Genomic DNA, 26,915 nt, shown 5'->3' on the forward strand with positions numbered 1-26,915 from the left:
GAGCGGCGGGGTCAGGCGTCGACGGGGACGGCGCTGACCGTGGTGTCGATCGTGCACTGGCCGAGCACCCGCGTGCCGACGTAGACCACGGCGGTCTGCCCGGGAGCGACCCCGTGCAGCGGCTCGTCGACGTCGATGACGAGCACGTCGTCCTGCACCCGGGCGGTCGCGGGCACCGGGTCGGCGTGCGCGCGGATCTGCACGTCGCAGGCGAACGGCGTCGCCGGGTCGGCCGGGGCCGTGCCCGCCCAGGTGAACCGCGAGCCGGACATCGAGGTGACGGCGAGGGCTTCCTTCGGCCCGACGACGACGGTGTTGTCCTTCGGGCGGATCTCGAGCACGAACCGGGGCTTGCCGTCCGGTGCCGGGCGGCCGAGGGCCAGGCCGCGGCGCTGTCCGACGGTGTAGCCGGTGGCGCCCTCGTGCGAGCCGACGACGGTGCCGTCGCGCTCGACGACGTCGCCGGGGGCGGTGCCGACGCGGTCCGCCAGCCAGCCGCGGGTGTCGCCGTCCGGGATGAAGCAGATGTCGTACGAGTCCGGCTTCTGGGCGACCGTCAGCCCGCGCTCCGCGGCCTCGGCCCGGACCTCGTCCTTCGACGGGGTGGCGCCGAGCGGGAACATCGCGTGCTGCAGCTGCTCGGCGGTCAGGACGCCGAGCACGTACGACTGGTCCTTCGCCCACGCGGCCGACCGGTGCAGTTCACGGGAGCCGTCCGGACCGGTGACGATCGAGGCGTAGTGCCCGGTCGCGACGGCGTCGAACCCCAGGGCGAGTGCCTTCTCGAGAAGCGCCGCGAACTTGATCCGCTCGTTGCAGCGCATGCAGGGGTTCGGGGTGCGGCCGGCCTGGTACTCGGCCACGAAGTCATCGACGACGTCCTCCTTGAACCGGGCCGAGAAGTCCCACACGTAGTACGGGATCCCGAGGGCCGACGCGGCGCGCTGGGCGTCCATCGAGTCCTCGATGGTGCAGCATCCGCGGCTGCCGGTGCGCAGGGTGCCGGGCATCCGGCTCAGGGCCAGGTGCACGCCCACCACGTCGTGGCCGGCGTCGACCGCCCGGGCTGCGGCCACCGCCGAGTCGACACCACCGCTCATCGCCGCAAGAACACGCATGCGTCCAGGGTAACCCGCCGACGAAGCGGTACCGCTGGCGTACCGTTGGTCGGGCGATGGCCACGACGGGGAACGACTCATTCGACTTCCGGTCCGTCCTGCTGTCCGGGTTCCTGCCCGCCGCGCTCTTCGCGATCGGCGAGGGCGCGATCATCCCGATCATCCCGATCGCCGCCGACTCCCTCGGCGCCAGCCTGGCGTTCGCGGGCTTCGTCGCCTCGCTCATCCTGGTCGGCGAGCTCATCGGCGACGTGCCGTCCGGCATCGTCGTCGCCCGCATCGGTGAGCGGAACGCGATGATCGGCGCCGCGCTCGTCTCGGTGGTCGGGCTCGTCGTCGCCACGACGGCCGCGAACGCCTGGGTCCTGGCGCTCGGGGTGTTCCTGGTCGGCGTCTCCACCGCGGTGTTCGCGCTCGCCCGGCACGCCTACATGACCACCGCGATCCCCCTGCGGATCCGGGCCCGGGCGCTGTCGAGCCTGGGCGGCGTCTTCCGCTTCGGCTACTTCGTCGGCCCCTTCATCGCCGCCGGCGTCATCCACCTGACCGGCACCACCAGCAGCGCCTTCTGGATTCACGTCGTCTGCTGCCTGGCGGCGGCGACCGTGCTCCTGGTGCTGCGCGACCCGGCGACGGGCACACGCGGCCTGCGGTTGCCGCCACGGGCCTTCCGGCACTCGGCCGACCACGCGACCGACGCGAGCGACCACGCGACCGAACCGCCCGCCGACACCGGCGCGCAGTTCGTCCAGCAGGAGGCGCAGGGTCTCTTCCGCACCATCCGCGCGAACGGGGCGGTCCTGCTGCGACTCGGCAGCGGTGCCGGCCTGATCGGCGCGATGCGCGCCGGACGACAGGTGATCCTGCCGCTCTGGGCGGTGAGCGTCGGCCTCGACGACTCGACCGCGGCCCTCGTGATCGGCATCGCCGGAGCCGTCGACTTCGCGCTGTTCTACACGAGCGGGCAGATCATGGACCGATGGGGACGGCTCGGGAGCGCCCTGCCCTGCATGCTCGGCCTGAGCATCAGCTACTTCCTGCTCGCCTGGAGCGGCCACCTGGACGCCCGGGTCGGCTGGTTCGTCGCGATCGCGATGGGCATGTCCCTGGCCAACGGCGTCGGTTCCGGCATCCTCATGACGCTCGGCGCGGACCTCGCACCGCGCGACGCCCCGGCACCGTTCCTGGGGGCCTGGCGGTTCACCGGCGACTTCGGGTCGGCGGCGGCACCGCTCCTCATCTCCGGCGTGACCGCCGTCGCGTCCATCGCGGTCGCCAGCGGGGTGATGGGGGTGCTCGGCCTGGTCGGCGCGGGCATCCTGCTCCGGTACGTCCCCCGGTACCTGCCGCGCCCGCTGCGCTGACGCGCTGACGTGCTGCCGCGCTGTCGTCCCGTGCGAGGTTCCGTACTCGGTGGCACTCGGCCAGCCCCGCACCGCGTCCGGTTCCTCGCACCACGTCACGTCCCGCGCACGGTGCGTCCCACGGCCTGGAGGCCCGGCGCACGTCCGCCCCGCACGCCGCGCTCGGTAGACTGCCGCTGCTCGCGGGAGTGGTGGAATCGGTAGACACGCAGGATTTAGGTTCCTGTGCCCCAGGCGTGAGGGTTCGAGTCCCTCCTTCCGCACCGAGTCCCCCCACGCGCACCGTTGCGGTCATCCGCACGCCTCGAGCAGGTCAACCCTGCGAGGGATGGCCCGGTCACTTCCGGGCGGTACCCTCATCCCGCGGGAGTCCTCCCCGTGACTCCCGCCTCCACGACCGGAAGAACCATGCACTCCGTCGCACTCGCCCTGATCCCGTGGCTCGATCCGCAGTACATCCTCGACCACTTCGGGGCCATCGCCGTGCTCGTGGTCTGCGCGATCGTGTTCGCCGAGACCGGTCTGCTCATCGGCTTCATCTTCCCGGGCGACAGCCTGCTGGTCATCACCGGCCTGTTCGCCTTCGACCGCGGTGGCGAGATCGGCGGCATCCCGATCTGGGTCGCGGCGCTGATGATCGGCGCCGCCGCGTTCCTCGGCGGTGAGCTCGGGTACTACATCGGCAAGAAGGCCGGGCCACCGATCTTCGAACGCAAGGACAGCGGGCTCTTCTCGAAGGCGAACGTCGAGCGCACCAACGCGTTCTTCCACCGCTTCGGCCCCCTCGCCGTGATTCTGGCGCGCTTCGTGCCGGTCGTCCGCACCTTCGCCCCGATCGCCGCGGGCGTCGGCCGGATGGACTACAAGAAGTACTCGCTCTACAACGCGATCGGCGCCGTGGTCTGGGGCGTCGGCGTGACGTTCCTCGGGTACTTCATCGGGCACATCCCCTTCGTGGCACACATCGTCCGCGAGTACATCGACATCATCCTGCTCGCCGCGGTCGTCGTGACCGTCGTGCCGATGGCGCTGACGTACCTGCGCAACGCCCGCAAGGCGAAGCACACGAACGATGCCGAGGCCACCACGGCCCCGACGGTCGACCCGACGCTCTAGCCGCAGGGCTGGCGCACCGCGCACCGGCGTACCGCGCACCGCGCACAACCGAAGTCGCCCCGAACCACGAGATCACGTGGTTCGGGGCGACTTCGGTCGTGCGGAACGGAAAGAGCGCGGGCGCTCAGACGCCGAAGTGCTCCCGCACGATCGGCGCGATGCCCCGGAACGCCTTGCTGCGGTGCGACAGGGCGTTCTTCTCGTCGCGGGTGAGCTCCGCCGACGAGCGGTCGGCGTCGTCCGGCCGGAACACCGGGTCGTAGCCGTGCCCGCCGTCACCGACGGGCTCGGTCAGCACCTCGCCGTTCCAGACCGCCTCGACGACGTGCTCCTGACCGTCGGGCGTCACGAAGGCCGCTGCGCACACGAACGCGGCGGTCCGCTCGACGACACCCTGCAGGTTCGTGAGCAGCAGCGCGATGTTGTCGGCGTCCGAGCGGGTGCCGGCGTAGCGGGCCGAGTGGATGCCCGGTGCGCCCCCGAGGGCGTCGACCGCGATCCCGGAGTCGTCGGCGAGCGCCGGCAGCCCCGTGTGTGCGACCGCGGCACGCGCCTTGATCAGGGCGTTCGCCGCGTAGCTGTCGCCGTCCTCGACCGGCTCGGGACCGTCGTACCCGACGAGTTCGACACCCTCGCCGAGCGCCGACCCGAGGATCTCGCGCAGTTCGACGACCTTGCCCTGGTTGTGGGTGGCCAGCACCACCTCGCGGGACGTCACGCCAGACCCAGGACCGAACGCTGGATCGCCGCGAGCGACTGGTTGCCGGCCAGGCCGAGGTCGAGCAGGACGTTCAGCTCGTCTCGGTCGAACGGCGCGTGCTCGGCGGTGCCCTGCACCTCGATGAACTTGCCCGAGCCCGTGGTGACGATGTTCATGTCGGTGTCCGCTGCGGAGTCCTCGGTGTAGGCCAGGTCGAGCATCGGCTCCCCCTTGACGATGCCGACCGAGATCGCCTGCACGCTGTCGGTGAGCGGGGTGGCCTTCTTCGCGATGAAGCCCTTGGCGCGGCCCCACTCGATCGCGTCGGCCATCGCCACGTACGCGCCCGTGATCGACGCCGTGCGCGTGCCGCCGTCGGCCTGCAGCACGTCGCAGTCGATGACGAGGGTGTTCTCGCCCAGGGCCTTCGTGTCGACGACGGCGCGGAGCGAACGCCCGATGAGGCGGGAGATCTCGTGCGTGCGGCCGCCGACCTTGCCCTTGATGGACTCGCGCTGCATGCGCTCGTTGGTCGACCGCGGCAGCATCGAGTACTCGGCGGTGACCCACCCGGTGCCCTTGCCGGCGAGCCAGCGGGGCACGCCGTTGGTGAACGACGCGGTGCAGAGCACCCTGGTGTTGCCGAAGGAGATGAGCGCGCTGCCCTCGGCCTGCGTGCTCCACCCCCGCTCGATGGTGACGGGACGGTGGTCGGTGGCGGTGCGGCCGTCGACGCGGAGGTTGTCGGTCATGGGGTCCTTTCGGTGCGGGGCAGCGTGATGGCCCCCGTCTGGAGGTGGCCGACGCTCGAGACCTCGGGACCGAGGAAGCGCCGGGCGAGCCGGATGAAGCCGTTCTTGTCGTCGCCCGTCGCCTCGAACGAGTAGGTCGGGGCGGTGGTCGCGGTGCGCTCGAGCCCGTGCTCCACGAGCCGGCGGTAGACGTCGTTCGCGGTCTCCTCGGCGCTGGAGACGAGCGTGACCTCCGGACCCATGACGAACTGGATCGCGGCGGACATGAGCGGGTAGTGGGTGCAGCCGAGCACGAGGGTGTCGACGTCGGCGGCACGGATCGGGTCGAGGTACCCGGCCGCGATCTCGCGCAGCGACGGCGACGAGGTGTCACCCGCCTCGACGAACTCGACGAACCGGGGGCACGCGGCGGTGGTCAGCGTGACGTCGGCGGCGACCGCGAAGGCGTCCTCGTAGGCGCGCGACGCGATGGTGCCGACGGTGCCGATGACCCCGATGCGGCCCGTTCGGGTCTGCTTGACGGCGGCGCGGGCCGCGGGCTGGATGACCTCGACCACGGGGATGCCGTACGCCTGCTCGTACCGTTCGCGGGCGTCGCGGAGCACGGCGGACGAGGCCGTGTTGCACGCGATCACCAGGGCCTTCACGCCCTGCTCGACCAGATCGTCCATGACCTCGAGCGCGTAGCGGCGGACGTCGGCGATGGGCTTCGGGCCGTAGGGCGAGTGCACGGTGTCGCCGACGTACCGGATGCTCTCGCGCGGGAGCTGGTCGATGATGGCGCGGGCCACGGTGAGGCCCCCGACCCCGCTGTCGAAGACTCCGATCGGTGCATCCGTCACGGCACCAGCGTACCGACGCCCGCCCCGGACCCTCGCACCGTGCGAGGTCCGCCCACGCGCCGTGCGAGGTTCCGGACTCGGTGCGACCCTCGGCGGGTACCACCGAGTACGGAACCTCGCACGAACCGAACCGTGACGCCGGGCGCCCGGGGTGATCCGGGCCTCCCGAGGGTCACGTCACTAGTGTCGGAGACGTGACCAGCGCGCTCCTCACCGACCAGTACGAGCTCACCATGGTGGACGCCGCCCTGAAGGACGGCACCGCCGACCGCCGATGCGTCTTCGAGGTGTTCGCCCGGCGGCTGCCGGACGGCCGCCGCTACGGTGTCGCGGCCGGACTCGGACGCTTCCTCACCGCCCTCGGCGACTTCCGCTTCGGCGACGAGGAGATCGGGTTCCTGCGCGACCGCGGCGTCATCGACGCCGGCACCGCCTCGTGGCTCGCCGACTACCGGTTCAGCGGCGACGTCCGCGCCTACCGGGAGGGCGAGGTCTACTTCCCGAACTCCCCCATCCTGCAGATCGAGGGCACCTTCGCCGAGGCCGTCGTGCTCGAGACCCTCGCCCTCAGCATCTTCAACGCGGACTCCGCGATCGCCTCGGCCGCCGCCCGCATGGTGTCCGCCGCCGACGGCCGCCCGCTCGCCGAGATGGGCTCCCGCCGCACCGGTGAGTGGAACGCCGTGGCCGCCGCCCGTGCCGCGTACATCGCCGGCTTCGGTGCGACGAGCAACCTCGAGGCCGGCCGCACCTGGGGCATCCCCACGATGGGCACCGCCGCGCACGCCTTCACGCTGCTGCACGACTCCGAGGAGCAGGCGTTCCGTTCGCAGCTCGACGCGCTCGGCAGCGGCACGACCCTGCTCGTCGACACCTACGACATCGAGGCCGCGGTCGAGACGGCCGTCCGCCTCACCGACGGCAAGCTCGGCGGCGTCCGGATCGACAGCGGCGACCTGCCGTCCGTCGTCGCCGCCGTGCGTGCGCAGCTCGACCGCCTCGGCGCGACGGGCACGAAGATCACGGTGACGAACGACCTCGACGAGTACACGATCGCCGCGCTCCGAGCCGCCCCGGTCGACTCGTACGGCGTCGGTACCTCGGTCGTCTCCGGCTCCGGGCACCCGGCCGCCGGCATGGTGTTCAAGCTCGTCGCGCACCGGGACGCGGACGGCGGCGACTGGGTCCCCGTCGCCAAGAAGTCGGCCGACAAGGCGTCGATCGGCGGCCGGAAGGAGGCGGGCCGACGACTCCGCAACGGCGTCGCGACCGCCGAGATCGTGCTCACGGGTGCGCAGGTCGGCCCGGACGAGCGGCCGCTGCTGGTCCCCGTCGTCACCGGCGGCGAGGTCGACCCGGCGTTCCTCGGCACGCAGGGCGTCGAGGCCGCACGCGCGCACCACAAGCGCGCGAAGGCGGAGCTGCCCGCCGACGCGTCCCGCATCGGGCGCGGCGACCCCGCCATCCCCACCCTGGTGATCTAGGGCGCGAACGCGCGCACGCGCGAACGCGCGCCTCGCGCCTCGCGTTCGCGTTCGCGTCGCCGCTTCGTGAGCAGAAATGGTCGGGTGTCCGAGGGCGACCCGACCTCTGCTGCTCACGATGTGCGGTCAGCTGACGCAGACGACGGACGGGAGGCCCGTGGCGGCGTCGCCACGGGCCTCCCGTCCGTCTGCTGGTCGCGTCTACTCGGCCTTCATCTTCTCGTAGATGGCCTTGCAGTCCGGGCAGACCGGGAACTTCTCCGGGTCGCGACCCGGGATCCACTTCTTGCCGCACAGGGCCTTGACCGGCTTGCCGGACATGGCCGACTGCAGGATCTTGTCCTTCTTCACGTAGTGCGAGAACCGCTCGTGGTCACCGGGTTCGATCGCTTCGTCTTCGAGGAGCTTCTCGAGCTCCCGGTCCATCACGTCGAGGCCGCCGCCTGGTTCCGTCATGCTCATGGGTCCAGGGTACGACGGTCCGCCCTCGGGCGCGCCGCTCGTTGCGCTGCGGCGCTCGTTGCGCTGCGCTGCGCCGCTAGTTGCGCTGCGCCGCGGCGAGCAGGTCGGGGCCGCGGCGGTCGAACAGGCGTCCGCCCGCGGACACACCGATCACGAGCACGACGGCACCGACCCCGATGCCCACCAGGAGCGTCAGCACCGACCAGGGCTCCGGTCCCTGCACGGCGGCGAGCACCGCGAGGCCGACAGCGGGGACCGTGCAGAGCACGATCCCGAGCACCATGGTCGCCTGCGCGACCGTGGCGGTGACGCCGGCGGCCTGCGGCTGCTGGAAGGGGTGGTCGCCCGGGCGCACCGTCGGGTAGGGCATGAGCACGGACAGGACGCTCGACAACCCGAGCCCGGACAGCAGAGCACTCGCACTGACGCCGATGAGCAGCGGGAAGGCGGCCCAGTCGCCGAACAGCCACGCGGACAGCGCGGCCCCGGCGACGATCGCGGGCGCCCCCACGACCAGCACGGGAACGACACGACCGAGCCGGTCACTCCACCCGGGCGCACCCGAGGCGACGTGCAGCCAGACGGCGGTGTTGTCGTACGAGACGTCGTTGTGCGGCAGGAACCCGGCGATCAGGGCCATCAGCGGCAGCGGCACGAGGGCGGTCCACTGCCACGGCACCCCGGCGACGCCGAGCGGGATGACGACGATCGGCACGAGCAGGATGATCAGGTACGACGTGCGGTACCGCGGGTCGCGCGCCCAGTAGGTGAGCGCCCGGGCGGCGACGGCCGACACCGGGGCCGAGCCGAACCGGTCGAACCAGCCCAGGCCCTGGTAGCGGCGGGTGCGAGCGCGGTCGTCGAAGGTCTCGAGCGCACGGCCGACGAGCGCCCACCACGCCCAGGCGAGGAGCGCGACGACGGCGACCGCGACGAGGAGCTTCACGACACCGGCGCCGACGTGGCCACTCGCGACCTCGGCGGGCACGGCCCACGCGGCACCCCAGGGGGTCCAGCCGGCGACGTCCGCGACGCGCTGCATCTCGGTGCCCTGCGGGTCGAGCCAATCGACGCGCAGCAGCAGCGCCACCGTCGGGATCGAGAGCGCGATGATGACGAGGGCCACCAGCCACCCGGCGTCGCGGGAGCGGTCCGGCCCGATCAGCCGGGAGCCGACGGTGCAGCAGACGCGGATCAGGAGCGCGCAGGTCGCGACGCCGAGCACCCCGCCGAGGACCGCGAGCAGTCCGAGACCGGGATCGCGGGCCCAGGCGACGACCTGGCCGACCGCCACGACGACCACGCCGATCACCGGGATGCCGACGAGTCCGGCGACGACGAGCCCGATCGCCAGGCGACGGCGCTCGATGCCGAACACCGCGAAGCGCCGCGGGTCGAGCTGGTCGCTCCGGCCGAGGACGAGCGGCACGACCGTGAACCCGAAGGTGATCAGGGTGCCGACGGGCACGATGACCGCACGCGCGACGTCCGGGTCGACGTCACCGAGGGCGATGGTCTGCGACGCGACGAACACGGCGGCGAGGAGTCCGACGAGGCTGGCGAGCACGACGGCGACGGACCGGCGGGCGGTGCCCCGGACCTCGCCCGCGAGCAGGTCCGCCCTCAGCCGGAGAAGCTGTGCAACCATTCCATGCTCTCCGCGACGACACGACCGCCGGCGAGTTCGACGAACTTGTCCTCGAGGCTCTTGCGCCCTCGGACCTGGGCCATGGTGCCGGACGCCAGGACCTTGCCGCCGACGATGATGGCGACCGAGTCGCAGGTGCGCTGCACGAGCTCCATCGAGTGGCTCGACAGCACGACCGTGCCGCCGCCCTGTGTGTACCGGCGCAGGATGTCCGTGATCGTCGCCGCACTCACCGGATCGACCGACTCGAACGGCTCGTCGAGCACGAGCACCCGCGGCGAGTGGATCAGGGTCGCGGCCAGGGCGATCTTCTTCGCCATGCCGACCGAGTAGTCGGCGACCTGGCGGCCGAGCGCCTCGCCCAGCCCGAAGGCCTCGGCGAGGTCGGCGCTGCGCTTCCGTGCGGTGGCACCGTCGAGCCCGCGGAGCGTCGCCGAGTAGTAGAGGAGCTGCGCACCGGTCAGCCGGTCGAACAGCCGGAGCCGATCCGGCAGGACGCCGAGACTGCGCTTCGCCGCCGTCGGGTCGGCCCAGACGTCGTGGTCGAGCACGGTCACCGAGCCGGCGTCGGGGCGCAGCAGTCCGGTGATCATGGACAGGGTCGTCGTCTTGCCGGCGCCGTTCGGGCCGACCACGCCGAAGATCGAGCCCTGCCGGATCTCGAGGTCGACCTCGTCGACGGCCAGGGTCTGCCCGTACCGCTTGACCAGACCGCTCGCTGCGAGCACGACGGGCTGGAGCGTCTGCGGCTGCTTCGGTGCGGCGCTGCGCGGCACACGCTTCTTCGTCGAGGGCGGGGCGGCGGTGGTCGCCCGGCCGGCGTCGTCCGTCACGTCGTCCGCGTCGGTCGGGACGGGAGGCTCGGCGTCGGTCCGCGGGGCGGCCTTCGTCGGGCGCTTGGTGCGCCCCTTGCCGTTGCGCGCCTTCGCGGGGCGCGGCGCCGCGGCCGTCGTGTCGTCGGCGAGGGTGTCCGTCGTGGCGTCGTCGGTACGGGTGTCCGTCGTCGCGTCGGTACGGGTGTCCGTCGTCGCGTCGGTCATCGCGTCATCAGTGGCGGCGTCGTCCGCATCAGTGTCCCCCGTGTCGTCGTCGGCTGCGTCGCCCTCAGCAGCCGCGGCGGTGTCCGCTTCGTCGGCGTCCCCCGCCTCGGTCATCCAGGCAGCGTCGGCCGTGGCGTACACGTCCTCGTTCTCTGCTCGCGCTGGCATCGACCCACCGTACCAACGCTCTCCGACCGTCGGGAACCGTCGCGGCCCGGGTCACGAATTGAGTACGAAGCGCGCAGACCCGTACCCCGCGAGGGGGTGTTTCCGTATCATTCACCAGGGCACGAAGGAGTGTTCACCACTTGGAAACCTGCTCCAGCAGGCGATCCCGGCGGCCTCTTCGCAGCGACGACCACGTCGACACGAACGGTTCTCGGGCAACTCGGACGTTGGAAGCGCAGACTCGACGAGGCCCGCCCGTACCCCAGGGTGCGCGGGCGGACACCAGAAGGGACCAGCATGACCACGCAGATCGTGATCCTCGCAGCGGGGATGGGCAGCCGTCTCGGCCGCAGCCTGCCGAAGCCGCTCACGGAGCTCAGTGACGGCCGCACCATCATGCAGCAGCAGTTCGACAACATCCGCGCCGCGTTCGGTTCGAGCGCCCGCGTGACGATCGTCGTCGGCTACAAGTCGGAGCACATCGTCGAGGCGTTCCCCGACGCGAACTTCGTCTACAACGAGTCGTACGACTCCACCAACACCTCGAAGAGCCTGCTGCGTGCCCTCAAGGCCACCGGTAAGAGCGGTGTCCTCTGGATGAACGGCGACGTGGTCTTCGACCCGATGGCGCTCGTCCGTGCGGCCGACATGATCGACGAGGGCCGTTCCTTCGTCAGCGTCAACACCGACAAGGTCTCCGACGAAGAGGTCAAGTACACCGTCGACGCCGAGGGCTTCATCCACAAGCTCTCCAAGCAGGTCGTCGGGGGTCTCGGCGAAGCCGTCGGGATCAACTACGTCTCCGCCGCCGACAAGCAGGCCCTCATCCGGCAGCTCGGTCGCGTCGACGACCAGGAGTACTTCGAGGGCGGCATCGAGGCTGCCATCGCCGAGGACGGGCTACGCTGGACGCCGATCGACATCTCCGACCTGTACGCGGTCGAGATCGACTTCGCCGAGGACCTCGAGCGCGCGAACAACCTGTTCGCCTGAACCACCGTCAGGACCCCTCGGCGGTTCCGCCCGAAGGGAAACCGTGACCACAGCGAGTGCGCCGACCGCGCCCGTGGCTCCCGCACCCGCGAAGGCCCGGAGCGCCGGTCGGCGCTATCGTCAGGCCCTCTGGTTGCTGACCGTCCGCGACCTCCGGGTCCGCTACTCGACGTCGGCGCTCGGTTACGTGTGGTCGATCCTCGACCCGCTCGTGATGTCGGGGATCTACTGGTTCGTCTTCACGCAGGTCTTCCACCGCGGCTCGGTCGGTGAAGATCCGTACATCGTGTTCCTGCTGTCCGCGCTGCTGCCGTGGATGTGGTTCACCGGTGGCGTCTCGGACTCCACCCGGGCGTTCATCAAGGAATCGAAGCTCATCCGCTCGACCACCATCCCCCGCACGATCTGGGTGGCACGGATCGACGCGTCGAAGGGCATCGAGTTCCTGCTGAGCCTGCCGGTCCTGGCCGTCTTCGCGATCGCAACGGGTGCCCACCTGCACTGGCAGGTCGTGTTCTTCCCGCTGGCGATCGTGCTGCAGTGCGCGCTGGTCTACGGCCTGGGGCTCATCGTCGCCCCGCTCGTGGTCTTCTTCCGTGACCTCGAGCGCGCCACCAAGCTCGTGCTGCGGTTCCTGTTCTACGCGTCCCCGATCATCTACGGCACGCATGCGCTGCCGCCCGCCCTGCGGGACATCGCCGCGATCAACCCGCTCACCGGCATCTTCGGCATGTACCGTGCGGCGTTCTTCCCCGGCCAGCTCGACTGGCTCGAGGTCGGAGCCTCGGTGGTCGTGACCGGCATCGTCCTGGTGATCGGCTTCGCGGTGTTCCGCCGCAGCGAGCACCGCGTGCTGAAGGAGCTGTGATGACCGCGACCGACCAGACCCGACGCATCGAGACCGTCACCCCGGTCATCTCGGTGCGCGACGCCGGCATCTGCTTCAAACGGAACCGTCGCGCGAGCCGGAACTTCAAGGACCTGTTCGCCGGACGCGGGCGCCGCAAGCGTGCCGATGAGTTCTGGGCGCTCCGCAACGTGTCGTTCGACGTCCGCCCGGGCGAGGCGATCGGGGTCGTGGGGCGGAACGGACAGGGCAAGTCGACCCTGCTGAAGCTCGTGGCCCAGGTCATGCTGCCCGACGAGGGCCGCGTCGACGTGGGTGCCGGCGTCGCCCCGCTCATCGAGATCACGGGAGGTTTCGTCGGTGACCTCACCGTGCGCGACAACGTGTACCTGACGGCGGGCCTGCACGGCATGTCCCGGGCCGAGATCCGCGACGCCTTCGACGAGATCATCGACTTCGCCGAGATCGCCGACTTCGTGGACACCCCCTACAAGCACCTGTCGAGCGGCATGAAGGTCCGCATCGCGTTCGCGGTGATCTCGCGGCTCGACGAGCCGGTCATCCTGGTCGACGAGGTGCTGGCGGTGGGCGACAAGGCCTTCCGCGAGAAGTGCTACAAGCGGATCGAGCAGCTCCTGGCCGGCGGCCGGACGCTGTTCTTCGTCTCCCACAGCGACAAGGACCTGCGCCGCTTCTGCGACCGGGGGCTCTACCTCGACAAGGGTCGTCTGCAGCTCGACGGCACCATCGAGGCCGCGCTGGCCCGGTACGCGGCCGACTACGGCTCCTGACCGGCCGGGGTACTCCCCCTGCACCAACACGGGCGTCAGTGGCTCCCTCCACAGCCCGGGCCCTCGTGGCCGCCCCCGTGGTCCCGCCGTCGGACCCTCCCCCTAGCGTTCCCACCATGCACCACCCACCAACCGCGTACGCCGTCCCGTTCGCCGTCGACCGATCGCACGCACCGCGTCGGTACGACCTCGTCAACACCGGCCCCGAGCCGGTCGACGGGCTCACGCTCACCCACCTGGGCAACGGGTACTGCCCGCCGCTCGCAGTGCGCCGCCTCGACCCCGGCCGATCGCTGTCCCTGGCGGTCTTCGGCGCCGACCCCGAGGACACGGGGGTCGTCATCGTCCGGTGGCGTCGGCCCGACCGGTCCGAGTACCTCTGGCGGATGTCGCTCGTCGGGCCGGGGATGCAGCCGTGACGCGGCACCGGCCTCCGGCACGGAGCCCGCGGGGTGACGATCGCCCGTCAGCGCCCGTCGCGTTCGGCGGCGACGGTCCGCCACCGCTCGAGCAACCACTCCACTGCCGCGTGGAACCGCGCCGTGGCCGCACCCGGGGTCGTGTCGCCGAAGTACCGGGCGACCCAGTGCTGCAGGCGCGCGAGCTCCTCGGCGTCGCTCGCGGCCGCGTCGACCCGGGCGAGCACCGTCGGGGCGTCCGCCGCGGTCAGCCAGTTCGCGTCGCTCAGGTAGCCCCGCTCGTCGACGTCGGCCTCGGGCGACACCGGCCGCGTGACGATGAGCGGCTTGCCCACCGCCAGTCGGTCGTAGATCATCGCGCTGATGTCGGTGATCGCCACGTCCGCGTCCGCCAGCTGCCAGCCGAGGTCACCGCCGTCGTCGTACAGGTGGTGCGCGGCCGGGTCGGCGGCGTTGGCCGCGCTGATCGCCGCGACGATCCGCTCGTGCGCCGCGCGGTAGGCGGGGTCGAGCACACCGCTGCGTGGGTGCGGGCGGTACACCAGACGGTGGCGGGGCGATGCGAGCACCTGCTCGGCGATGACCGTGCCGTGCGACGCGATCGACCCGTACGCCGCGGCACCGCGGTCGCCCTCCCACGTCGGGGCGTAGAGCACGACGGTCCGGTCGTCGTCGGGGTACGGGGCCGCTCCGGCGAAGTGGTCGGCCTGCGGGCGTCCGATCGCGATGGTCCGGGCGTCCAGGTCGTAGTCCCACAGCGCCTCGGCCAGACGGTCGCGTGCCGCGTCCCCCGCGATCAGGGCGTAGTCGTACGCCTTGAACTGGTTCGTCGTCATGTACATCTTGTCGCTCTCGCCGTGGTTGACGAAGACGTGCCACATCCGCCCGTACCGCATCATCTGGAAGTTGCGGGCGTTCTGGTTGACGTACAGCACCACCTTCGGCGCCTGCGTGTCGACGAAGTGTTCGAGGTCGACCACCTGCCGGGCGTAGACCGCGGGCACGGGCGACTCCTCGAGCAGCGTCAGCATGGTGCCCGGGCTCCGCGAGATGATCGCCACCGGGTGCGTCTTCGCGAGTTCGGCCAGCGGCGCGTACCACTGGCGCACCTGGTACATGTTGACCGGACCGTCGGCGAAGTACACGGCGATCTCGACCGAACCGGGCGCCGGCTTCGGCGCGGACGGCAGTCGCCGTGCGAGCTGCTGCCGGCTGCGGCGGGACGTCAGGAGTCGCTCGACGAGCCGCAGCGCGGTCCGCAGGTCGCTGATGATCGACATGGTCCTTCTCCGGGTCTGCTCTGGTGGGACGAGGCGTGCGGGTCAGACGACCGGCGGCCGCCCTGCGATGGTCATCCGTGCGACTGTGATCCAGCCCATCGGGCGGACCGGACCGCAGTCGGTCGTCCATCCTTCACGGATCCCACCGAACCAGGTGGCCAGTCGGCGGGGGTGACGCCACCAGCGCGTGATCTGGATCGCGGCCCACGACCCCACGTACACCGGGCGCAGCACCGCGGGCAGGTTGCGCCGAGCCAGCCACACCCGGTTCCGGGCGTTCAACCGGTAGTACTCGGTGTGCCGCGCCGGGTCGATCGCGGGGTGGTGCGCCACGAGGTCGCCGGCGTACCAGGTCCGACGGCCGGCATCCCACACGCGCCAGGCGAGCTCGATGCCCTCGTGGGCGTAGAAGTACTCGGCCCCCCAGCCGCCGACGGCACGGTAGACGTCCATCGGCAGCACGACGGCGCCTTCCCAGACCGAGAACACCGGCGACGAGTGGTCCGGCTCGCCCTTCCGGATCCGCGGCACCCATCGGCGGGGGTTCGCGGCACCCGTGGGGTCGACGACCCGGGGCTGCACGAGGCCGAGAGACGGATCGTGCTCGAACATCGCGATCACGTCGCGCAGGAACGTCGGCGACGGCACCGACGCATCGTCGTCGAGGAAGAACACGTAGTCACCGTCGACGACCTCGGCCCCGGCGTTCCGACCGGCCGGGATCCCGACGTTCTCGGGCAGGGCCAGGGCTCGCACACCGTCCGGCAGGCCCGTGGGTACCCAGCCGTTGCCGACGCAGACGACGTCGAGCTCCACGTCCTGCTGGGCGAGCACGCTGTCGAGGCCGCGGCGCAGGTCCTCCGGCCGGGTGCCCTGCGACAGGCTCACCACGGCGACGCGCGGTCGTCCGCGGTGCACCACCGCGTGCCGGCGCAGGGTTCCGGGCACGGTCGTGTCCTCGGTCACGCCTTGACCCGCTTCGAGGCGATGATCGCCAGGAAGTGCCCGATCGTCGCGAGCACGGCGAGCGGCAACAGCGCGCCGACCAGGATCCGGCTGGCGAGCGGGTCACCGATCACCAGGGCGAGCAGGGCGAAGACGAACGCGAGCATGCTCAGCTCGACCGAGTGGTACAGGCGGTGGAACGGCAGGAACCGTGCCACGCGGCGGAGCGAGGCGAGCCTGCGGCCGGACGGGGCGGTGGACGCATCCCGTCGGTCGACCAGCTTGTCGAGCCCGGCGTTCGCGCGGGCCACGTGCACCATGTCGTTCAGGGCCTTGTTGAGCACGATGACCAGGCCGAGTGCGCACCCGATCGTGGTCCACATCCAGTCGGCGCCGTGGATGGGCCAGGTTGCCGCGCGGATGCCGAGCGCGACCGGGATCAGTCCCTCGGTCGTGTAGTGCCCCACCTTGTCCAGGAACACCCCGGCGGGCGACTTGGTGCCGCGCCACCGTGCGACCTCGCCGTCGGAGCAGTCGACGAGCATCTGCAGCTGGCCGAGGACCAGTGCCAGGGCGGCGCCCCAGATGCCGGGGATGAGCAGGGCGGCGGCGACGCTCCAGCCGACCAGGATCATCAGGCCGGTGACCTGGTTCGCGCTGACGCGGGTCTTCAGGAGCACCCAGGTCAGGTACGGCGAGACGTCGCGCAGGTACAGCGAGGCCGTCCAGTGCTCGGCGTTGGCGCGCGCACGGACCTCGTCCGGCTGGGCGACGGCCCGGAGTTCGGCGATCGAGGTCGGCCGTGCGGATCCGCGGCCGGTCGTGGGGTGGTCGGTCATTCGGTCACCGTCCCGTGTGGGTGGTCAGCTCGGACGTGCGGGTCAGGAACCCGATGATGAACCCGAGCCCCCAGCCCACGTGGATGCAGGGCAGCACGACGAGCAACCAGAGGAGCGTCGGCAGCCCGGAGCGGCGCGCCACCGCGATCGACCCCAGGACGACGAAGAGCAGGTAGACGACGGGCACGACGAACCCGAGAAGCGCCCAGGCGAGCGGGGTGCCGAGCGCCGCGCCGACGATGCCGACGAGTCCGGCGACGACGCCCAGCGCCATCGCCGCGACCATCGCCGGCGGCACGAAGTAGCGCAGGCCGTTGTTCGCCGGGAACCGACGCGCGAGCTCGCCGCGCCAGAGCCCGGTGGCGACGAACTGCCGCACCAGGCGCTTCAGGCTCGGCCGCGGGCGGTAGGTGACGACGAGTTCCGGCGTGAACCAGACGGTCCCGCCGGTCTGGCGCAGCCGCCGGTTGAGTTCCCAGTCCTGGCCGCGCTTGATGCCCTCGTCGAAGAGGCCGACGTCGAACAGCCGCTCACGTCGGAACACGCCGAGGTAGGCGGTCTCGGCCGGGCCGGCTGTGCCGCCCACGTGGTGCGGCGTGCCGCCGAGGCCGACACGGCTGCCGTAGGCCAGGGCGACGGCCCGCTCGAAGGGGGTCCGGCCCTCGGCGCGCATGATGCCGCCGACGTTGTCCGCTCCGGATTCCAGGAGCGTGCGCACCGCGATGCGCGTGTAGTCGGTGGGCAGGACCGAGTGCGCGTCGACGCGGATGACGACGGGGTGCACGGACGCACGGATCGCGACGTTCAGCCCGGCGGGCGTCGAGCCGACGGGGTTGTCGATCGCGCGGATCCGCGGGTCGGCAGCGCTCATCTCGGCGACGAGTTCGTTCGTGCCGTCGATCGACGGCCCGAGCGCGAGGATGACCTCGAACGGGCCCGCGTAGTCCTGGTCGAGCAGACTGCCGACGGCGGCCCGGACCTCGGTGACCTCGTTCAGCACGGGCATCACGTACGAGACGCCCGGCAGGGGCTGTCCGTCTGACTGCATGCGTACCTCGGGGTGCTGGCTTGGCGGCACGGGACGCACCGGGGCGGTGCCGCCCCGCAGAGCGACCATGAGCCTATCAAGAGGCCGAACCGCCCACCTGCGTCGGCGCGGGACGCGCCCCCGTGACGGACTGGAGGCCCGGCGCACGTCGTGCCCCGGGCCTCCTGTCCGTCGTGTGGTGGCGTCAGCCCTTGCTGTCGTACGTTCCGAGCTTCACGTCGGTCTGGCGGGTCTGGCCGTCGCGCAGGTAGCTGATCGTCGTGGACGCACCACCCGCGAAGAAGCGCACCTGCGCGGTCAGGTCGGTGGCGTCGGAGACCGACGCCGAGCCGATCTTCGTGACGACGTCGCCCTTCTGCAGACCGGCCTTCGCCGCGGCACCGCCGTTGGACACCGACTTGATGAGGGCGCCGACCTGGGTGGCGCTGGCGTCCTCGGTGGCGTCGCCGACCGTTGCGCCGAGGAGCCCGTGGGTCGCCGAGCCGTTGTCCTTGATCTCGTTCGCGACCCGCTTGACCAGGTTGGCCGGGATCGAGAAGCCGACGCCGATGCTACCGGCGGCCGACTCCGACGACGACGAGCTGCCAGCCGAGGCGATGGCCACGTTGATGCCGATCAGTCGGCCCTTCGAGTCGAGCAGCGCACCGCCGGAGTTGCCCGGGTTGATCGAGGCGTCGGTCTGGATGACCGGGAGCGAGACGGTGGTGTTCGCGGACGAGCTGCTGCCGTTGTCCCCGTTGCCCCAGAAGTCGAAGGGACCCGAGCCGCCGTTGCCGCCCTCGTTCGAGTCGCCACCCTCGCTGGGGGCGCTCGAGGTGACCTGGATGCTGCGGTTCAGGGTCGAGACGATGCCGTCGGTGACGGTGTTCGACAGGCCCAGCGGCGCACCGATCGCGACCGCGGTGTCCCCGACGTTGAGCTTGGACGAGTCCGCGAACTCCATCGGCTTGAGGTCGGTCGCATCGATCTTGATGACCGCGAGGTCGACCGTCGGGTCGGTGCCGATGAGCTTGCCCGCGTAGATCTTGCCGTTCGAGGTCGTCACCGTGATCCGGCCGTTCGAACTGTCGCCGTCGAGGGTGACCACGTGGGTGTTCGTGACGATGTAGCCGTCCTTGCTCATCACGACACCGGAACCGGTGCCGGCCTCGTTGCTCGCCGACACGTTGATCGTGACCACGGACGGGGTCGCCTGTGCCGCGACGGCCGTGACGACGGTGGCGGAGTCGTAGTCGTTGACGGTCAGGTTGCCGCCCTGCGACGAACCGGAGGACACCACGCTGCCACCGTCGTTCGCCGCCGACGATGCGAGCCACCCAGCACCGCCACCCACGAGCCCGGCCACGACGAGACCGGCGATGACCGGCAGGAGCAGCTTGTTGCGGCCCGAGCGCTCCTTGGTCGTCGTGGTCGCCGCGGCACCCGAGGCGTCGTCGCTGAAGTAGTGCCCGTTGCGCTGGTTCGCGCCGTCGACGTCGCCGAAGGCGCTCGTGGCGGACTGCGGGGCCTGCGCGGATGCGTTCGCGTACTCGGAGGACGAGCTCGGAGCGGACGAGGACGTCGGCTGGGCGTACTCGCCGTAGCGGGGGCGTTCGGTGCCCGGCTGGCCGTACTGGGACTGCTGGCCGTACGGGTTCTGGGTCTGCTGGCCGTACGGGTTCTGGGCCTGCTGGCCGTACTGCGACTGCTGGCCGTACGGGTTCTGGGCCTGCGGCGCCTGCTGGCCGTACTGCGACTGCTGGCCGTACGGGTTCTGGCTCTGCTGCGGCTGCTGGCCGTACGGGTTCTGGGCCTGCGGCGCCTGCTGGCCGTACGGCGACGTCTGCTGGCCGTAGCCGCCCTGCTGCGCGCGCGGGGAGTCACCGGAGACGGCCGGGTACGGCGCGGTGTAGCGGTCGGTCGGGTGGTCCGTCGACGACGGGATCACGTCCGTGTGGTCCGGGGTCGTCTCGTCGTTCTGGTTCGGGCGAGGAGTCTCGTCCGGCTGGTCGGAGTCGTTCGGCATCGACGTGTTCCCTCTCGTGGCCGCTGCTGCGGCGTCCTCACTGGCGGCAGGCGGAGCCGCATCGTCCGGACGGCGGTCGTCGCCCTGCCCGTCGGGCGTGGTGTCGGTCATGCTGGACGTGCTCCTTTCAAGCTCGTGCAGTCTGTCGCAAGCACCTGAGCGGTCCTTCTGGCGAGGCTGCGAGCCACCCCTGGCGATCTTATGCGTGCGCTGTACACGGTGCCCCCGGTCCGCCGCGGGACGGACAGCTAGGTTGGGGTCCGTTCAGCGCGACACGTCGTCGCCCGCACGGGAGGGAACCACATGCGCCAGGCAGGACCGTGGCTGCGAGCCGCCGACGGAGCGATGCTGCTCGGACCGGACGGAGTCCCCGCACCGACGGTGTTCGCCGAGATGAGCGCCCTCGCCGCCAGCACCGGCGCGGTCAACCTGGGGCAGGGGTTCCCCGACGAGGACGGGCCGGCCGAGGTGCTCGAGGCCGCGGTGCAGGCGATCCGCGACGGCGCGAACCAGTACCCGCCGGGCCGGGGCACCCCCGACCTGCGGGCGGCGATCGCCGAGCACCAGCAGCGGTGGTACGGACTCGACGTCGACCCCGACCGCGAGGTCCTCGTCACCGCCGGTGCCACCGAGGGGCTGGCCGCGACGATCCTCGCGCTGGTCGAACCCGGCGACGAGGTGATCACCTTCGAGCCGTTCTACGACGCCTACGGGGCGCTCATCCGGCTGGCCGGCGGCGTGCACGTCACGGTCCCGCTCACCGCGCCCGACTTCCTGCCCGACGAGCGCACGCTGCGTGCGGCCTTCACCGACCGCACCCGCGCGGTTCTCGTGAACACCCCGCACAACCCGACGGGCCGGGTCCTGCCCACCGAGGTGCTGCAGACGATCGTCGGCCTGGCCACCGAGCGCGATGCGGTGATCATCACGGACGAGGTCTACGAGCACCTGACCTTCGACGTCCCGCACACGCCCATCGCGACCCTCCCGGGTGCCGCGGAGCGGACGGTGTCGGTGTCGAGCGCCGGCAAGACCTTCAACACCACCGGGTGGAAGGTCGGCTGGCTCACCGCTCCCCCGGCGCTCGTCGACGCGATCACGACGGTCAAGCAGTACCTGACGTTCGTGAACGGTGCACCCTTCCAACCGGCCGTCGCCGTGGGACTCCGCCTGCCCGACGCGGTGTTCACCGGCATCGCCGCCGACCTGCGCGCGAAGCACGAACTGCTCGCGAACGGACTGACGGCTGCGGGTTTCGACGTGATGCGCCCCGACGGCGGCTACTTCGTGCTCGCCGACGCCGCGCCGCTCGGGTACGACGACGCCCGCGCGTTCTGCCTCGAACTGCCGGCTCTGGCCGGGGTCGCCGGGGTCCCGGTGTCGGCGTTCGTCCGCCCGGACCGTGTCTCCGGCTACCGGTCCCTGGTGCGCTTCGCGTTCTGCAAGCGCCGGAGCGTCCTGGAGGACGCCGCCGCACGCCTGGCGACCCTCGGAACGCGCCCCCGCGCCTGAGACGCGACCGCGTCGGGGACGCGACGGACGCGTCAGCGCTGCCCCGGGCCTCCAGGCGGGGTGCGCAGTGCGACGTCGTACCGCCGCAGCGACAACGACGGGTTCACCCGACGGACTGCGTCCGTGACGGTGGTGTCGATCGTGGCGGTGAGGGTGCTCGGCGAGGCACCGGCCGAGGCCACAGCGACGCCGGACGGGTCGAGGACGACCGAGCCGCCGATCCCGATGGGCGGCGTCTGGCCGACCCCGACGACCCAGACGGTGTTCTCGATCGCGCGCGCCGTGAGGAGCGTGCGCCAGTGGTGCTCCTTGCCGGGCCCGCGCACCCACTCCGCCGGGAGGACGACGACGTCGACCGCGCCGGTCTCGGGAGCGGCGAGCCGTCGGGTGACCTCGGGGAAGCGCAGGTCGTAGCAGGTCTCGAGCCCGACGCGGACTCCGCCGAACTCGAAGACCGGCAGCTGCTCCGGGTCGCCGGACTCGATGCGGTCCGACTCCCGCGAGCCGAAGGCGTCGTAGAGGTGGACCTTCCGGTACGTCGCCGCCACGTCCCCCGACGGGAGCACCGCGACCAGCGTGTTCCGGAAGCGCTCCGGCGTGTCCGCTGACTCGGCGACCCCGACGACCAGGGCGATGCCGGTCTCGCGAGCGACGTCGCGGAGGCCCGAGACGAACGGACCGTCCAGGGGCTGCGCCGCGGCGACGAACCGATCGTCGATGTCGGCGGTGAAGTACGAGGTGTACTCCGGCGTGACGAGGAGGTCCGCGCCCCGGGCGGCCGCGTCGACGGCGGCGGTGCGCACGGTGTCGAGGTTGGCGACGGGGTCGTCCACGGGGGCGAACTGCGCCGCCGCGATCGTGAGGGTGGCCATGCGGTGAGCGTACCCGGGGGTGTGCGGCGGGCGGGCCTGCGTTCGGTCGTGCTGCGGGCGGTCGTCCTGCGGCCGCGCCTGCGGCCGGTCTTCCTGCGGGCGGGGACACGAAGAAGGCCCCGGTCCTGTTGGACCGGGGCCTTCATGTGACGCTTGGTTGCGGGGGCAGGATTTGAACCTACGACCTCTGGGTTATGAGCCCAGCGAGCTACCGAACTGCTCCACCCCGCGGCACGTTTAGAAGCCTACACGGGGCCGTGGCGGGACACAAATCGAGTGCCCCGCCACGGTGTGTCACTTGCCGTTCTCGGCTGCCGTGGCGGCCTCGATCGCGTCCTGGAGGCGCTGGTCGGCTTCCGCCGCAGCGACCAGGTCGTTGTCGGCGTAGGCCTCCTGGCGGTCCTGCAGGGCTGCCTTGGCGTCGGCCAGGGCCTTCTGCAGGGCGTCGTTGTCAGCCGAGCCGGAACCCGTCGAGCCGGTCGAGCCGGAGCCCGTGTCGGAGCCGGAACCCGTGTCCGAGCCAGAGCCGCTGTCGGAACCGGAACCGGTACCGCTGCCGCTGTCGCCGCCGCTCGCGCCGGAGTCGCCGGCGGCCGCACCGGAGTCCCCGCCGAACAGCGAGTTCAGAGCCTCGTCGAGCGTGTCCTCGAACGCGATCTTGTCGCCGAAGGCCACGAGGACCTTCTGCAGCAGCGGGTACGAACCACTCGAGGTCGACTGGACGTAGACGGGCTGCACGTAGAGGAACCCGCCGCCGACCGGGAGCGTGAGCAGGTTGCCCTGCTTCACGGTCGAGTTGCCCCGCTTCAGGATGTTCAGCTCCTGCGACACGGTCGAGTCACCGTTGAAGAGGCTCTGCACCTGTCCGGGGCCCGGGATGTTGTCGGTCTTCGGCATCGTCAACAGCGTGAGTTTGCCGTAGCCCGACGCCTTCTCGCCCTTACCGGCACCACCCGCGTCGGAGTTCACCGCCAGGTAGCCGGTCAGCACGTTGCGGTTATTCGCCCCGGCCGACTGCTGCGGGATGTAGGTCGTGTACAGCGAGTACGCGGTCCCCTGACCCGGCACCTTCATCGTCAGGTAGTACGGGTCCTGCAGGTTCGCCCTGTTGGCCGTCGTCGTCGTCTGCGCGCCGAGCGCGTTCGTCGACGTCGCCGCGGTGTCGGCGTCACTGTCCGACGTCGCCGTGCTCGTCGGTTCCTGCGGGGTGTTCCACGCGTCGTCACCCGAGTAGAACGAGTTGGCGTTGGTCACGTGGTAGGTGCCCAGGATCGAGCGCTGCACCTTGAACAAGTCCGTCGGGTACCGCACGTGGTCGAGGAGTTCCGCGCTCATGCTCGACACCGGCTTCATCGACGTCGGGAAGATCTTCTGCCACGTCTTCAGGACCGGGTCCTTCGTGTCCCACGTGTACAGCGTCACCTTGCCCGTGTACGCGTCCACCGTGGCCTTCACCGAGTTCCGGATGTAGTTCACCTGGTCGGTGCGGTACGTCGAGGACTCGGCGCCGGCGATGCTGTCCGACAGGCTCTGGCTCTGCGAGTACGGGTACGCGTCGCTCGTGGTGTAGCCGTCCACCACCCACTGGATGCGGTGGTCGACGATCGCCGGGTACGCGTCGCTGTCGACGGTCAGGTACGGCGCGGCCTTCTGCACGCGGGTGATCGGGTCGCGGTCGTAGAGGATCTGCGAGTCCTTGTTCACCGCGTTCGAGAGCAGGATCTGCTCCGACTGGAACTTCGCGGCGTAGACGAGCCGGTTGAAGAAGTTGCCGAGGCTCGGACCGCCGTCGCCGGCGTACGTGGTGGTCGCGTTGCCACCGTTGTCGTCGTCGGAGCCGGACGGGTAGTCGAGCTCGACGTCCTTCGTGCCCTTCGGGGCACCCACGATCGAGTAGGGCGGCGAGGTCTCACCGAAGTACACGCGCTGCTGGAAGTCACCCAGGGCACCGTTCGACGGGATCCCGGACTCGAGGAACACCGGCTTGCCGTCGCTCGCGCGCTGGTTACCGTAGGCCGCGGTGACGCCGTAGCCGTGGGTGTAGACGAACGCCCGGTTGTACTGCGTGTTCGCGGCCGAGCTGAGGCCGGCGAGGTCGATGTCGCGGACCGCGATCACGGTGTCCTCGGTCTCGCCCTTGACGTCGTAGCGGTCGACGTCCAGCTCCTTCGGGAACTGGTAGTACTGCCGGTACTGCTGCAGCTGGCTGAACGTGTCGGAGACGATCTTCGGGTCGATGAGACGGATGTTGGCCGTGGTCTGCGCGTCCTTCGCGAGCGCACCCGAGCTCGTCTCGGTCGTGGCGTCGTAGTTCTGCTCTTCGACGCCGGCGACACCGTAGGCGTCACGCGTGGCCTTGATGTTCCGCTCGATGTAGGCGGACTCGAACGTGCGCTCCGAGGGCTTCACCTGCAGACGCTGGACGACCCACGGGTAGATGCCCCCGACGACGATCGCGGCGACGAGCAGCAGTCCTGTCCCGACGATCGAGATGCGCCAGCGGCCGATGACCGCCGTGACGATGAAGAGCAACGCGACGATCGCCGCGATGCCGGCCATGATCTCGCGGCCCGGGATCACCGCGTTGACGTCGGTGTACTGGGCACCGGTGATGAGCGAGTTCGACTTCGTCAGGGCCGCGTACTGGTCGAGCCAGAGGCTGACGGCCTGCAGCGCGATGTAGAGCGCCGCCGTGACCGCGAGCTGGATGCGCGCGGCGCGGGAGATCCGGACCTCACGACCACCGAAGCGGAGCGCGCCGTAGAGGTAGCTCGCCGCGAGTGCGGCGAGACCGGCGATGAGGACGACGGCCGACGAGTAGGCCACGATCGAGCGCCAGAACGGCAGCTCGAACACGTAGAACCCGATGTCCAGTCCGAACTGCGGGTCGGTCTTGCCGAACGGCGTGCGGTTGAAGTACTCGAGGACCATGCTCCAGCGCCCCGCCGTCGAGAGCCCGGCGAAGATACCGAGGACCACGGGGATGCCGATCATCACGGCGCGCCGCAGGGGCTCGATGACCTGCTGGTAGCGGTCGAGCTGCGAGTTGAGCTTCGCGTAGACGGGCCGGAACCGGAACGCGAGCGCGATGCTCACGAAGACCGGGACCGCCATGCCGAGGAAGCCCGCCAGGAACATCAGCGTCCCGGCGATCCACCGGGTCGTGAGGACCTGCTGGAACCCGAGCTGCGCGAACCACGCGTAGTCGGTGTACAGGCTGGCGAAGATGAAGAAGGCGATCACCAGTGCGGCCAGCACGATGATCGTGACCACGATGGGGACCCGCGGCGAACGCCGCCCCGAGGTGGACGAGGTTGTCGTCACTTGATGTGCTCCAGACGTGTCGGACCGGCGGGCCCGGCTCGCGGCGGGCCGTCAGTGACACTGATCCTATGGGACCAGACCGGACGTGAACCTGTACGGGGACTCAGGACCGGGTCAGGAACCGCAGCGGGCGAGCTTCGCGGTGCTCCCGCCGTCGGCGATCGTCTGCAGGTCGGTGACGGCCTGATCGAGCGTGGAGACGCTGTAGACGTCGAGTCCGTCCGGCACGTGCCCGACGACCTCGTCGCAGTTGTCCGCGGGGGCGAGGAAGACCGTGGCACCCGCGTCCGCCGCTCCGTAGAGCTTCTGCCGGATCCCGCCGATCGGGCCGACCTCGCCGTCTGCCGTGATCGTGCCGGTGCCCGCGACGTGCTTGCCGCCGTTGAGCTTGCCCGGGGTGATCTCGTCGATGATCCCGAGCGCGAACATCATGCCGGCGGACGGACCGCCGACGTCCTGCAGGCGGATCGACACCTTGAAGGGGAACTCGTAGCGCTCGGTGACACCGACCCCGAGCAGCGCCGTGCCCTGCTCGCTGCGCGGCGTCACCCTGACGTCCTTGGTCGCGCCGTCCCGTTCGACGGTGACGGTCGCGGGGCGCGAGGTGCCGTGCTGCGCGACGGCTTCGCGCAGGCTCACTGCATCGGCGTTGGTCGTGAGCGACTTGCCGTCGAACGCCGTGATGACGTCGCCCTTCTCGATCGCGCCGTCGGCCGCCGAGCCCTCCTGCACGGCGCTGACCTCGAGTTCCGTCGGCAGGTCGTTCCCCTGTTGGATGAGCGCGGCGGCGACGGCCGACTGCTGCGATGCCTGCATGTCGGCGGAGTCCCGCTCGTTCACCTGCTCGGTCGTGGTGCCGCTCGGGTAGATCGCCTCGACCGGGATGACCGCCTGTGACCTGGTGAAGATCGCGCGGATGACGCTGGTCCAGGACGGACGGTTCGTGGCGTCGCCCTGGATCCCGACGGTGAGCATGTCGAGGGCACCGGCCGTCGGGTACGTCTCGTGGCCGGACACCTGGATGAGCTTGACGTCCTTCGCGTCCTTGCCCGTCCCCTGCTTCTGCGTGCCGATGGTGTTGTAGACCGGCCCGGGGACCTCGATGAGGTACGGGCTGGGCAGCAGGCTCGCCAACAGGCCCAGGACGACCGCGCCGATCAGGAACGCCCACCCGACGGTCCGGGCACGCGAGCGACGACGGGGCGCGGGGGCGAAGAGGGTCACGCGGGGTCCTTCCGGGGTGGGCACCCGCGCCTGGCGGCAGGGTGGTCGCCCACGTCTCGCGACGGGGCTGTTCGCCCTGGGCGCAGCGCTTCGGGCGTTCCCACGGGGGCATCCCAGGTGCG

23 protein-coding genes and 2 tRNA genes are annotated in these 26,915 nt (G+C 70.9%); 9 read left to right on the top strand and 16 right to left on the bottom strand.

Annotated features, from left to right (window positions below; genetic code table 11):
* Nucleotides 1–11: 11 nt before the first annotated feature.
* Nucleotides 12–1,118, bottom strand: a complete 1,107-nt coding sequence (gene mnmA, locus HQQ79_RS16580; RefSeq protein ID WP_027464605.1) for a tRNA 2-thiouridine(34) synthase MnmA — start codon at nt 1,116–1,118, stop codon at nt 12–14.
* A gap of 56 nt (nt 1,119–1,174) precedes the next feature.
* Here mnmA and HQQ79_RS16585 point away from each other — a divergent pair, with 56 nt between their 5' ends.
* From HQQ79_RS16585 to HQQ79_RS16595, 3 genes are all read left to right on the top strand, one after another.
* Nucleotides 1,175–2,482, top strand: a complete 1,308-nt coding sequence (locus tag HQQ79_RS16585; protein ID WP_173035736.1) for an MFS transporter — start codon at nt 1,175–1,177, stop codon at nt 2,480–2,482.
* Nucleotides 2,483–2,664: 182 nt separating this feature from the next.
* A tRNA-Leu gene (locus tag HQQ79_RS16590) sits at nt 2,665–2,745 on the top strand.
* A 145-nt stretch (nt 2,746–2,890) separates the two neighbouring features.
* Nucleotides 2,891–3,598, top strand: coding sequence for a DedA family protein (locus tag HQQ79_RS16595; RefSeq protein WP_173035738.1), 708 nt, complete (start codon nt 2,891–2,893; stop codon nt 3,596–3,598).
* 124 nt (nt 3,599–3,722) lie between these two features.
* Here the strand turns inward: HQQ79_RS16595 and rdgB are convergent, their stop codons facing one another.
* The 3 genes from rdgB to murI are packed head-to-tail and all read right to left on the bottom strand — an operon-like array spanning nt 3,723 to nt 5,892.
* Nucleotides 3,723–4,316, bottom strand: a complete 594-nt coding sequence (gene rdgB / locus HQQ79_RS16600) for an RdgB/HAM1 family non-canonical purine NTP pyrophosphatase (RefSeq protein ID WP_027464602.1) — start codon at nt 4,314–4,316, stop codon at nt 3,723–3,725.
* Nucleotides 4,313–5,050, bottom strand: coding sequence for a ribonuclease PH (rph, locus tag HQQ79_RS16605; protein ID WP_173035740.1), 738 nt, complete (start codon nt 5,048–5,050; stop codon nt 4,313–4,315). Before rph ends, rdgB begins: the two co-directional genes overlap by 4 nt.
* Nucleotides 5,047–5,892, bottom strand: coding sequence for a glutamate racemase (gene murI / locus HQQ79_RS16610; protein WP_027464600.1), 846 nt, complete (start codon nt 5,890–5,892; stop codon nt 5,047–5,049). Before murI ends, rph begins: the two co-directional genes overlap by 4 nt.
* A gap of 194 nt (nt 5,893–6,086) precedes the next feature.
* Between murI and HQQ79_RS16615 the strand changes: the two genes are divergently transcribed.
* The gene (locus HQQ79_RS16615) at nt 6,087–7,376 is read left to right on the top strand and encodes a nicotinate phosphoribosyltransferase (RefSeq protein ID WP_027464599.1); all 1,290 of its coding nucleotides are present in this window, start codon (nt 6,087–6,089) and stop codon (nt 7,374–7,376) included.
* A gap of 201 nt (nt 7,377–7,577) precedes the next feature.
* Here HQQ79_RS16615 and HQQ79_RS16620 read toward each other — a convergent pair whose 3' ends face one another.
* The 3 genes from HQQ79_RS16620 to HQQ79_RS16630 form a co-directional block, all read right to left on the bottom strand.
* On the bottom strand, nt 7,578–7,838 hold the full coding sequence (locus HQQ79_RS16620) for a DUF3039 domain-containing protein (protein ID WP_123313364.1): 261 nt from the start codon (nt 7,836–7,838) through the stop codon (nt 7,578–7,580).
* Between the two features lie 76 nt (nt 7,839–7,914).
* Nucleotides 7,915–9,486: an ABC transporter permease gene (locus HQQ79_RS16625; protein WP_173035742.1), complete on the bottom strand. Its 1,572-nt coding sequence runs from the start codon at nt 9,484–9,486 to the stop codon at nt 7,915–7,917.
* The gene (locus tag HQQ79_RS16630; protein WP_254066333.1) at nt 9,462–10,694 is read right to left on the bottom strand and encodes an ABC transporter ATP-binding protein; all 1,233 of its coding nucleotides are present in this window, start codon (nt 10,692–10,694) and stop codon (nt 9,462–9,464) included. Before HQQ79_RS16630 ends, HQQ79_RS16625 begins: the two co-directional genes overlap by 25 nt.
* A 297-nt stretch (nt 10,695–10,991) precedes the next feature.
* On the opposite strand from HQQ79_RS16630, the gene HQQ79_RS16635 reads away from it, so the two are divergent.
* The 4 genes from HQQ79_RS16635 to HQQ79_RS16650 all read left to right on the top strand — a co-directional run bounded on the left by HQQ79_RS16635 (nt 10,992) and on the right by HQQ79_RS16650 (nt 13,744).
* Complete coding sequence (locus HQQ79_RS16635; RefSeq protein WP_110862735.1) at nt 10,992–11,687, top strand: NTP transferase domain-containing protein; 696 nt, start codon at nt 10,992–10,994, stop codon at nt 11,685–11,687.
* A gap of 43 nt (nt 11,688–11,730) precedes the next feature.
* Nucleotides 11,731–12,555, top strand: a complete 825-nt coding sequence (locus HQQ79_RS16640) for an ABC transporter permease (RefSeq protein WP_081827172.1) — start codon at nt 11,731–11,733, stop codon at nt 12,553–12,555.
* Nucleotides 12,555–13,325 (top strand): ABC transporter ATP-binding protein, encoded by a 771-nt coding sequence (locus tag HQQ79_RS16645; RefSeq protein ID WP_051596509.1) that lies wholly within the window; start codon nt 12,555–12,557, stop codon nt 13,323–13,325. The genes HQQ79_RS16640 and HQQ79_RS16645 overlap by 1 nt, the downstream gene beginning before the upstream one ends.
* 116 nt (nt 13,326–13,441) lie before the next feature.
* Entirely contained in the window at nt 13,442–13,744 is a 303-nt protein-coding gene (locus HQQ79_RS16650; protein WP_027464593.1) for a hypothetical protein, read from the top strand.
* A gap of 47 nt (nt 13,745–13,791) precedes the next feature.
* Here the strand turns inward: HQQ79_RS16650 and HQQ79_RS16655 are convergent, their stop codons facing one another.
* The 5 genes from HQQ79_RS16655 to HQQ79_RS16675 form a co-directional block, all read right to left on the bottom strand.
* A complete protein-coding gene (locus HQQ79_RS16655; RefSeq protein WP_173035744.1) occupies nt 13,792–15,024 on the bottom strand; it encodes a CDP-glycerol glycerophosphotransferase family protein in 1,233 nt (410 codons plus the stop codon).
* Between the two features lie 42 nt (nt 15,025–15,066).
* Nucleotides 15,067–15,942, bottom strand: a complete 876-nt coding sequence (locus tag HQQ79_RS16660; protein ID WP_173036007.1) for a glycosyltransferase family 2 protein — start codon at nt 15,940–15,942, stop codon at nt 15,067–15,069.
* A gap of 44 nt (nt 15,943–15,986) precedes the next feature.
* On the bottom strand, nt 15,987–16,808 hold the full coding sequence (locus HQQ79_RS16665; RefSeq protein ID WP_027464591.1) for a CDP-alcohol phosphatidyltransferase family protein: 822 nt from the start codon (nt 16,806–16,808) through the stop codon (nt 15,987–15,989).
* Between the two features lie 4 nt (nt 16,809–16,812).
* Nucleotides 16,813–17,856, bottom strand: a complete 1,044-nt coding sequence (locus HQQ79_RS16670) for a glycosyltransferase family 2 protein (RefSeq protein WP_027464590.1) — start codon at nt 17,854–17,856, stop codon at nt 16,813–16,815.
* A gap of 184 nt (nt 17,857–18,040) precedes the next feature.
* Nucleotides 18,041–19,972: a S1C family serine protease gene (locus HQQ79_RS16675; protein WP_254066334.1), complete on the bottom strand. Its 1,932-nt coding sequence runs from the start codon at nt 19,970–19,972 to the stop codon at nt 18,041–18,043.
* A gap of 192 nt (nt 19,973–20,164) precedes the next feature.
* Here HQQ79_RS16675 and HQQ79_RS16680 point away from each other — a divergent pair, with 192 nt between their 5' ends.
* The gene (locus tag HQQ79_RS16680) at nt 20,165–21,373 is read left to right on the top strand and encodes an aminotransferase class I/II-fold pyridoxal phosphate-dependent enzyme (protein WP_173035746.1); all 1,209 of its coding nucleotides are present in this window, start codon (nt 20,165–20,167) and stop codon (nt 21,371–21,373) included.
* 32 nt (nt 21,374–21,405) lie between these two features.
* Here the strand turns inward: HQQ79_RS16680 and HQQ79_RS16685 are convergent, their stop codons facing one another.
* The 4 genes from HQQ79_RS16685 to HQQ79_RS16700 all read right to left on the bottom strand — a co-directional run bounded on the left by HQQ79_RS16685 (nt 21,406) and on the right by HQQ79_RS16700 (nt 26,793).
* Nucleotides 21,406–22,245 (bottom strand): carbon-nitrogen hydrolase family protein, encoded by an 840-nt coding sequence (locus HQQ79_RS16685; protein ID WP_173035748.1) that lies wholly within the window; start codon nt 22,243–22,245, stop codon nt 21,406–21,408.
* Nucleotides 22,246–22,399: 154 nt separating this feature from the next.
* Nucleotides 22,400–22,476 (bottom strand) — tRNA-Met (locus HQQ79_RS16690).
* A gap of 63 nt (nt 22,477–22,539) precedes the next feature.
* Nucleotides 22,540–25,518 carry a UPF0182 family protein gene (locus HQQ79_RS16695; protein ID WP_173035750.1) on the bottom strand — a complete coding sequence of 993 codons (2,979 nt, stop codon included), beginning with the start codon at nt 25,516–25,518 and terminating at the stop codon, nt 22,540–22,542.
* A gap of 165 nt (nt 25,519–25,683) precedes the next feature.
* Complete coding sequence (locus HQQ79_RS16700; protein ID WP_173035752.1) at nt 25,684–26,793, bottom strand: S16 family serine protease; 1,110 nt, start codon at nt 26,791–26,793, stop codon at nt 25,684–25,686.
* Nucleotides 26,794–26,915: the final 122 nt, after the last annotated feature.

This window comes from Curtobacterium sp. VKM Ac-2852 (assembly GCF_013205045.1).
Taxonomy (GTDB): Bacteria; Actinomycetota; Actinomycetes; order Actinomycetales; family Microbacteriaceae; genus Curtobacterium; species Curtobacterium flaccumfaciens.

Coding starts and splice junctions, on each gene's coding strand:
- mnmA (WP_027464605.1), bottom strand. CDS start 1,118: ATGCGTGTTCTTGCGGCGATGAGCGGTGGTGTCGACTCGGCGGTGGCC.
- rph (WP_173035740.1), bottom strand. CDS start 5,050: ATGACCGACAACCTCCGCGTCGACGGCCGCACCGCCACCGACCACCGT.
- HQQ79_RS16675 (WP_254066334.1), bottom strand. CDS start 19,972: ATGACCGACACCACGCCCGACGGGCAGGGCGACGACCGCCGTCCGGAC.
- HQQ79_RS16685 (WP_173035748.1), bottom strand. CDS start 22,245: ATGGCCACCCTCACGATCGCGGCGGCGCAGTTCGCCCCCGTGGACGAC.
- HQQ79_RS16680 (WP_173035746.1), top strand. CDS start 20,165: ATGCGCCAGGCAGGACCGTGGCTGCGAGCCGCCGACGGAGCGATGCTG.
- HQQ79_RS16585 (WP_173035736.1), top strand. CDS start 1,175: ATGGCCACGACGGGGAACGACTCATTCGACTTCCGGTCCGTCCTGCTG.
- HQQ79_RS16595 (WP_173035738.1), top strand. CDS start 2,891: ATGCACTCCGTCGCACTCGCCCTGATCCCGTGGCTCGATCCGCAGTAC.
- HQQ79_RS16670 (WP_027464590.1), bottom strand. CDS start 17,856: ATGCAGTCAGACGGACAGCCCCTGCCGGGCGTCTCGTACGTGATGCCC.
- HQQ79_RS16630 (WP_254066333.1), bottom strand. CDS start 10,694: ATGCCAGCGCGAGCAGAGAACGAGGACGTGTACGCCACGGCCGACGCT.
- HQQ79_RS16625 (WP_173035742.1), bottom strand. CDS start 9,486: ATGGTTGCACAGCTTCTCCGGCTGAGGGCGGACCTGCTCGCGGGCGAG.
- HQQ79_RS16635 (WP_110862735.1), top strand. CDS start 10,992: ATGACCACGCAGATCGTGATCCTCGCAGCGGGGATGGGCAGCCGTCTC.
- HQQ79_RS16645 (WP_051596509.1), top strand. CDS start 12,555: ATGACCGCGACCGACCAGACCCGACGCATCGAGACCGTCACCCCGGTC.
- HQQ79_RS16665 (WP_027464591.1), bottom strand. CDS start 16,808: ATGACCGACCACCCCACGACCGGCCGCGGATCCGCACGGCCGACCTCG.
- HQQ79_RS16655 (WP_173035744.1), bottom strand. CDS start 15,024: ATGTCGATCATCAGCGACCTGCGGACCGCGCTGCGGCTCGTCGAGCGA.
- HQQ79_RS16620 (WP_123313364.1), bottom strand. CDS start 7,838: ATGAGCATGACGGAACCAGGCGGCGGCCTCGACGTGATGGACCGGGAG.
- HQQ79_RS16650 (WP_027464593.1), top strand. CDS start 13,442: ATGCACCACCCACCAACCGCGTACGCCGTCCCGTTCGCCGTCGACCGA.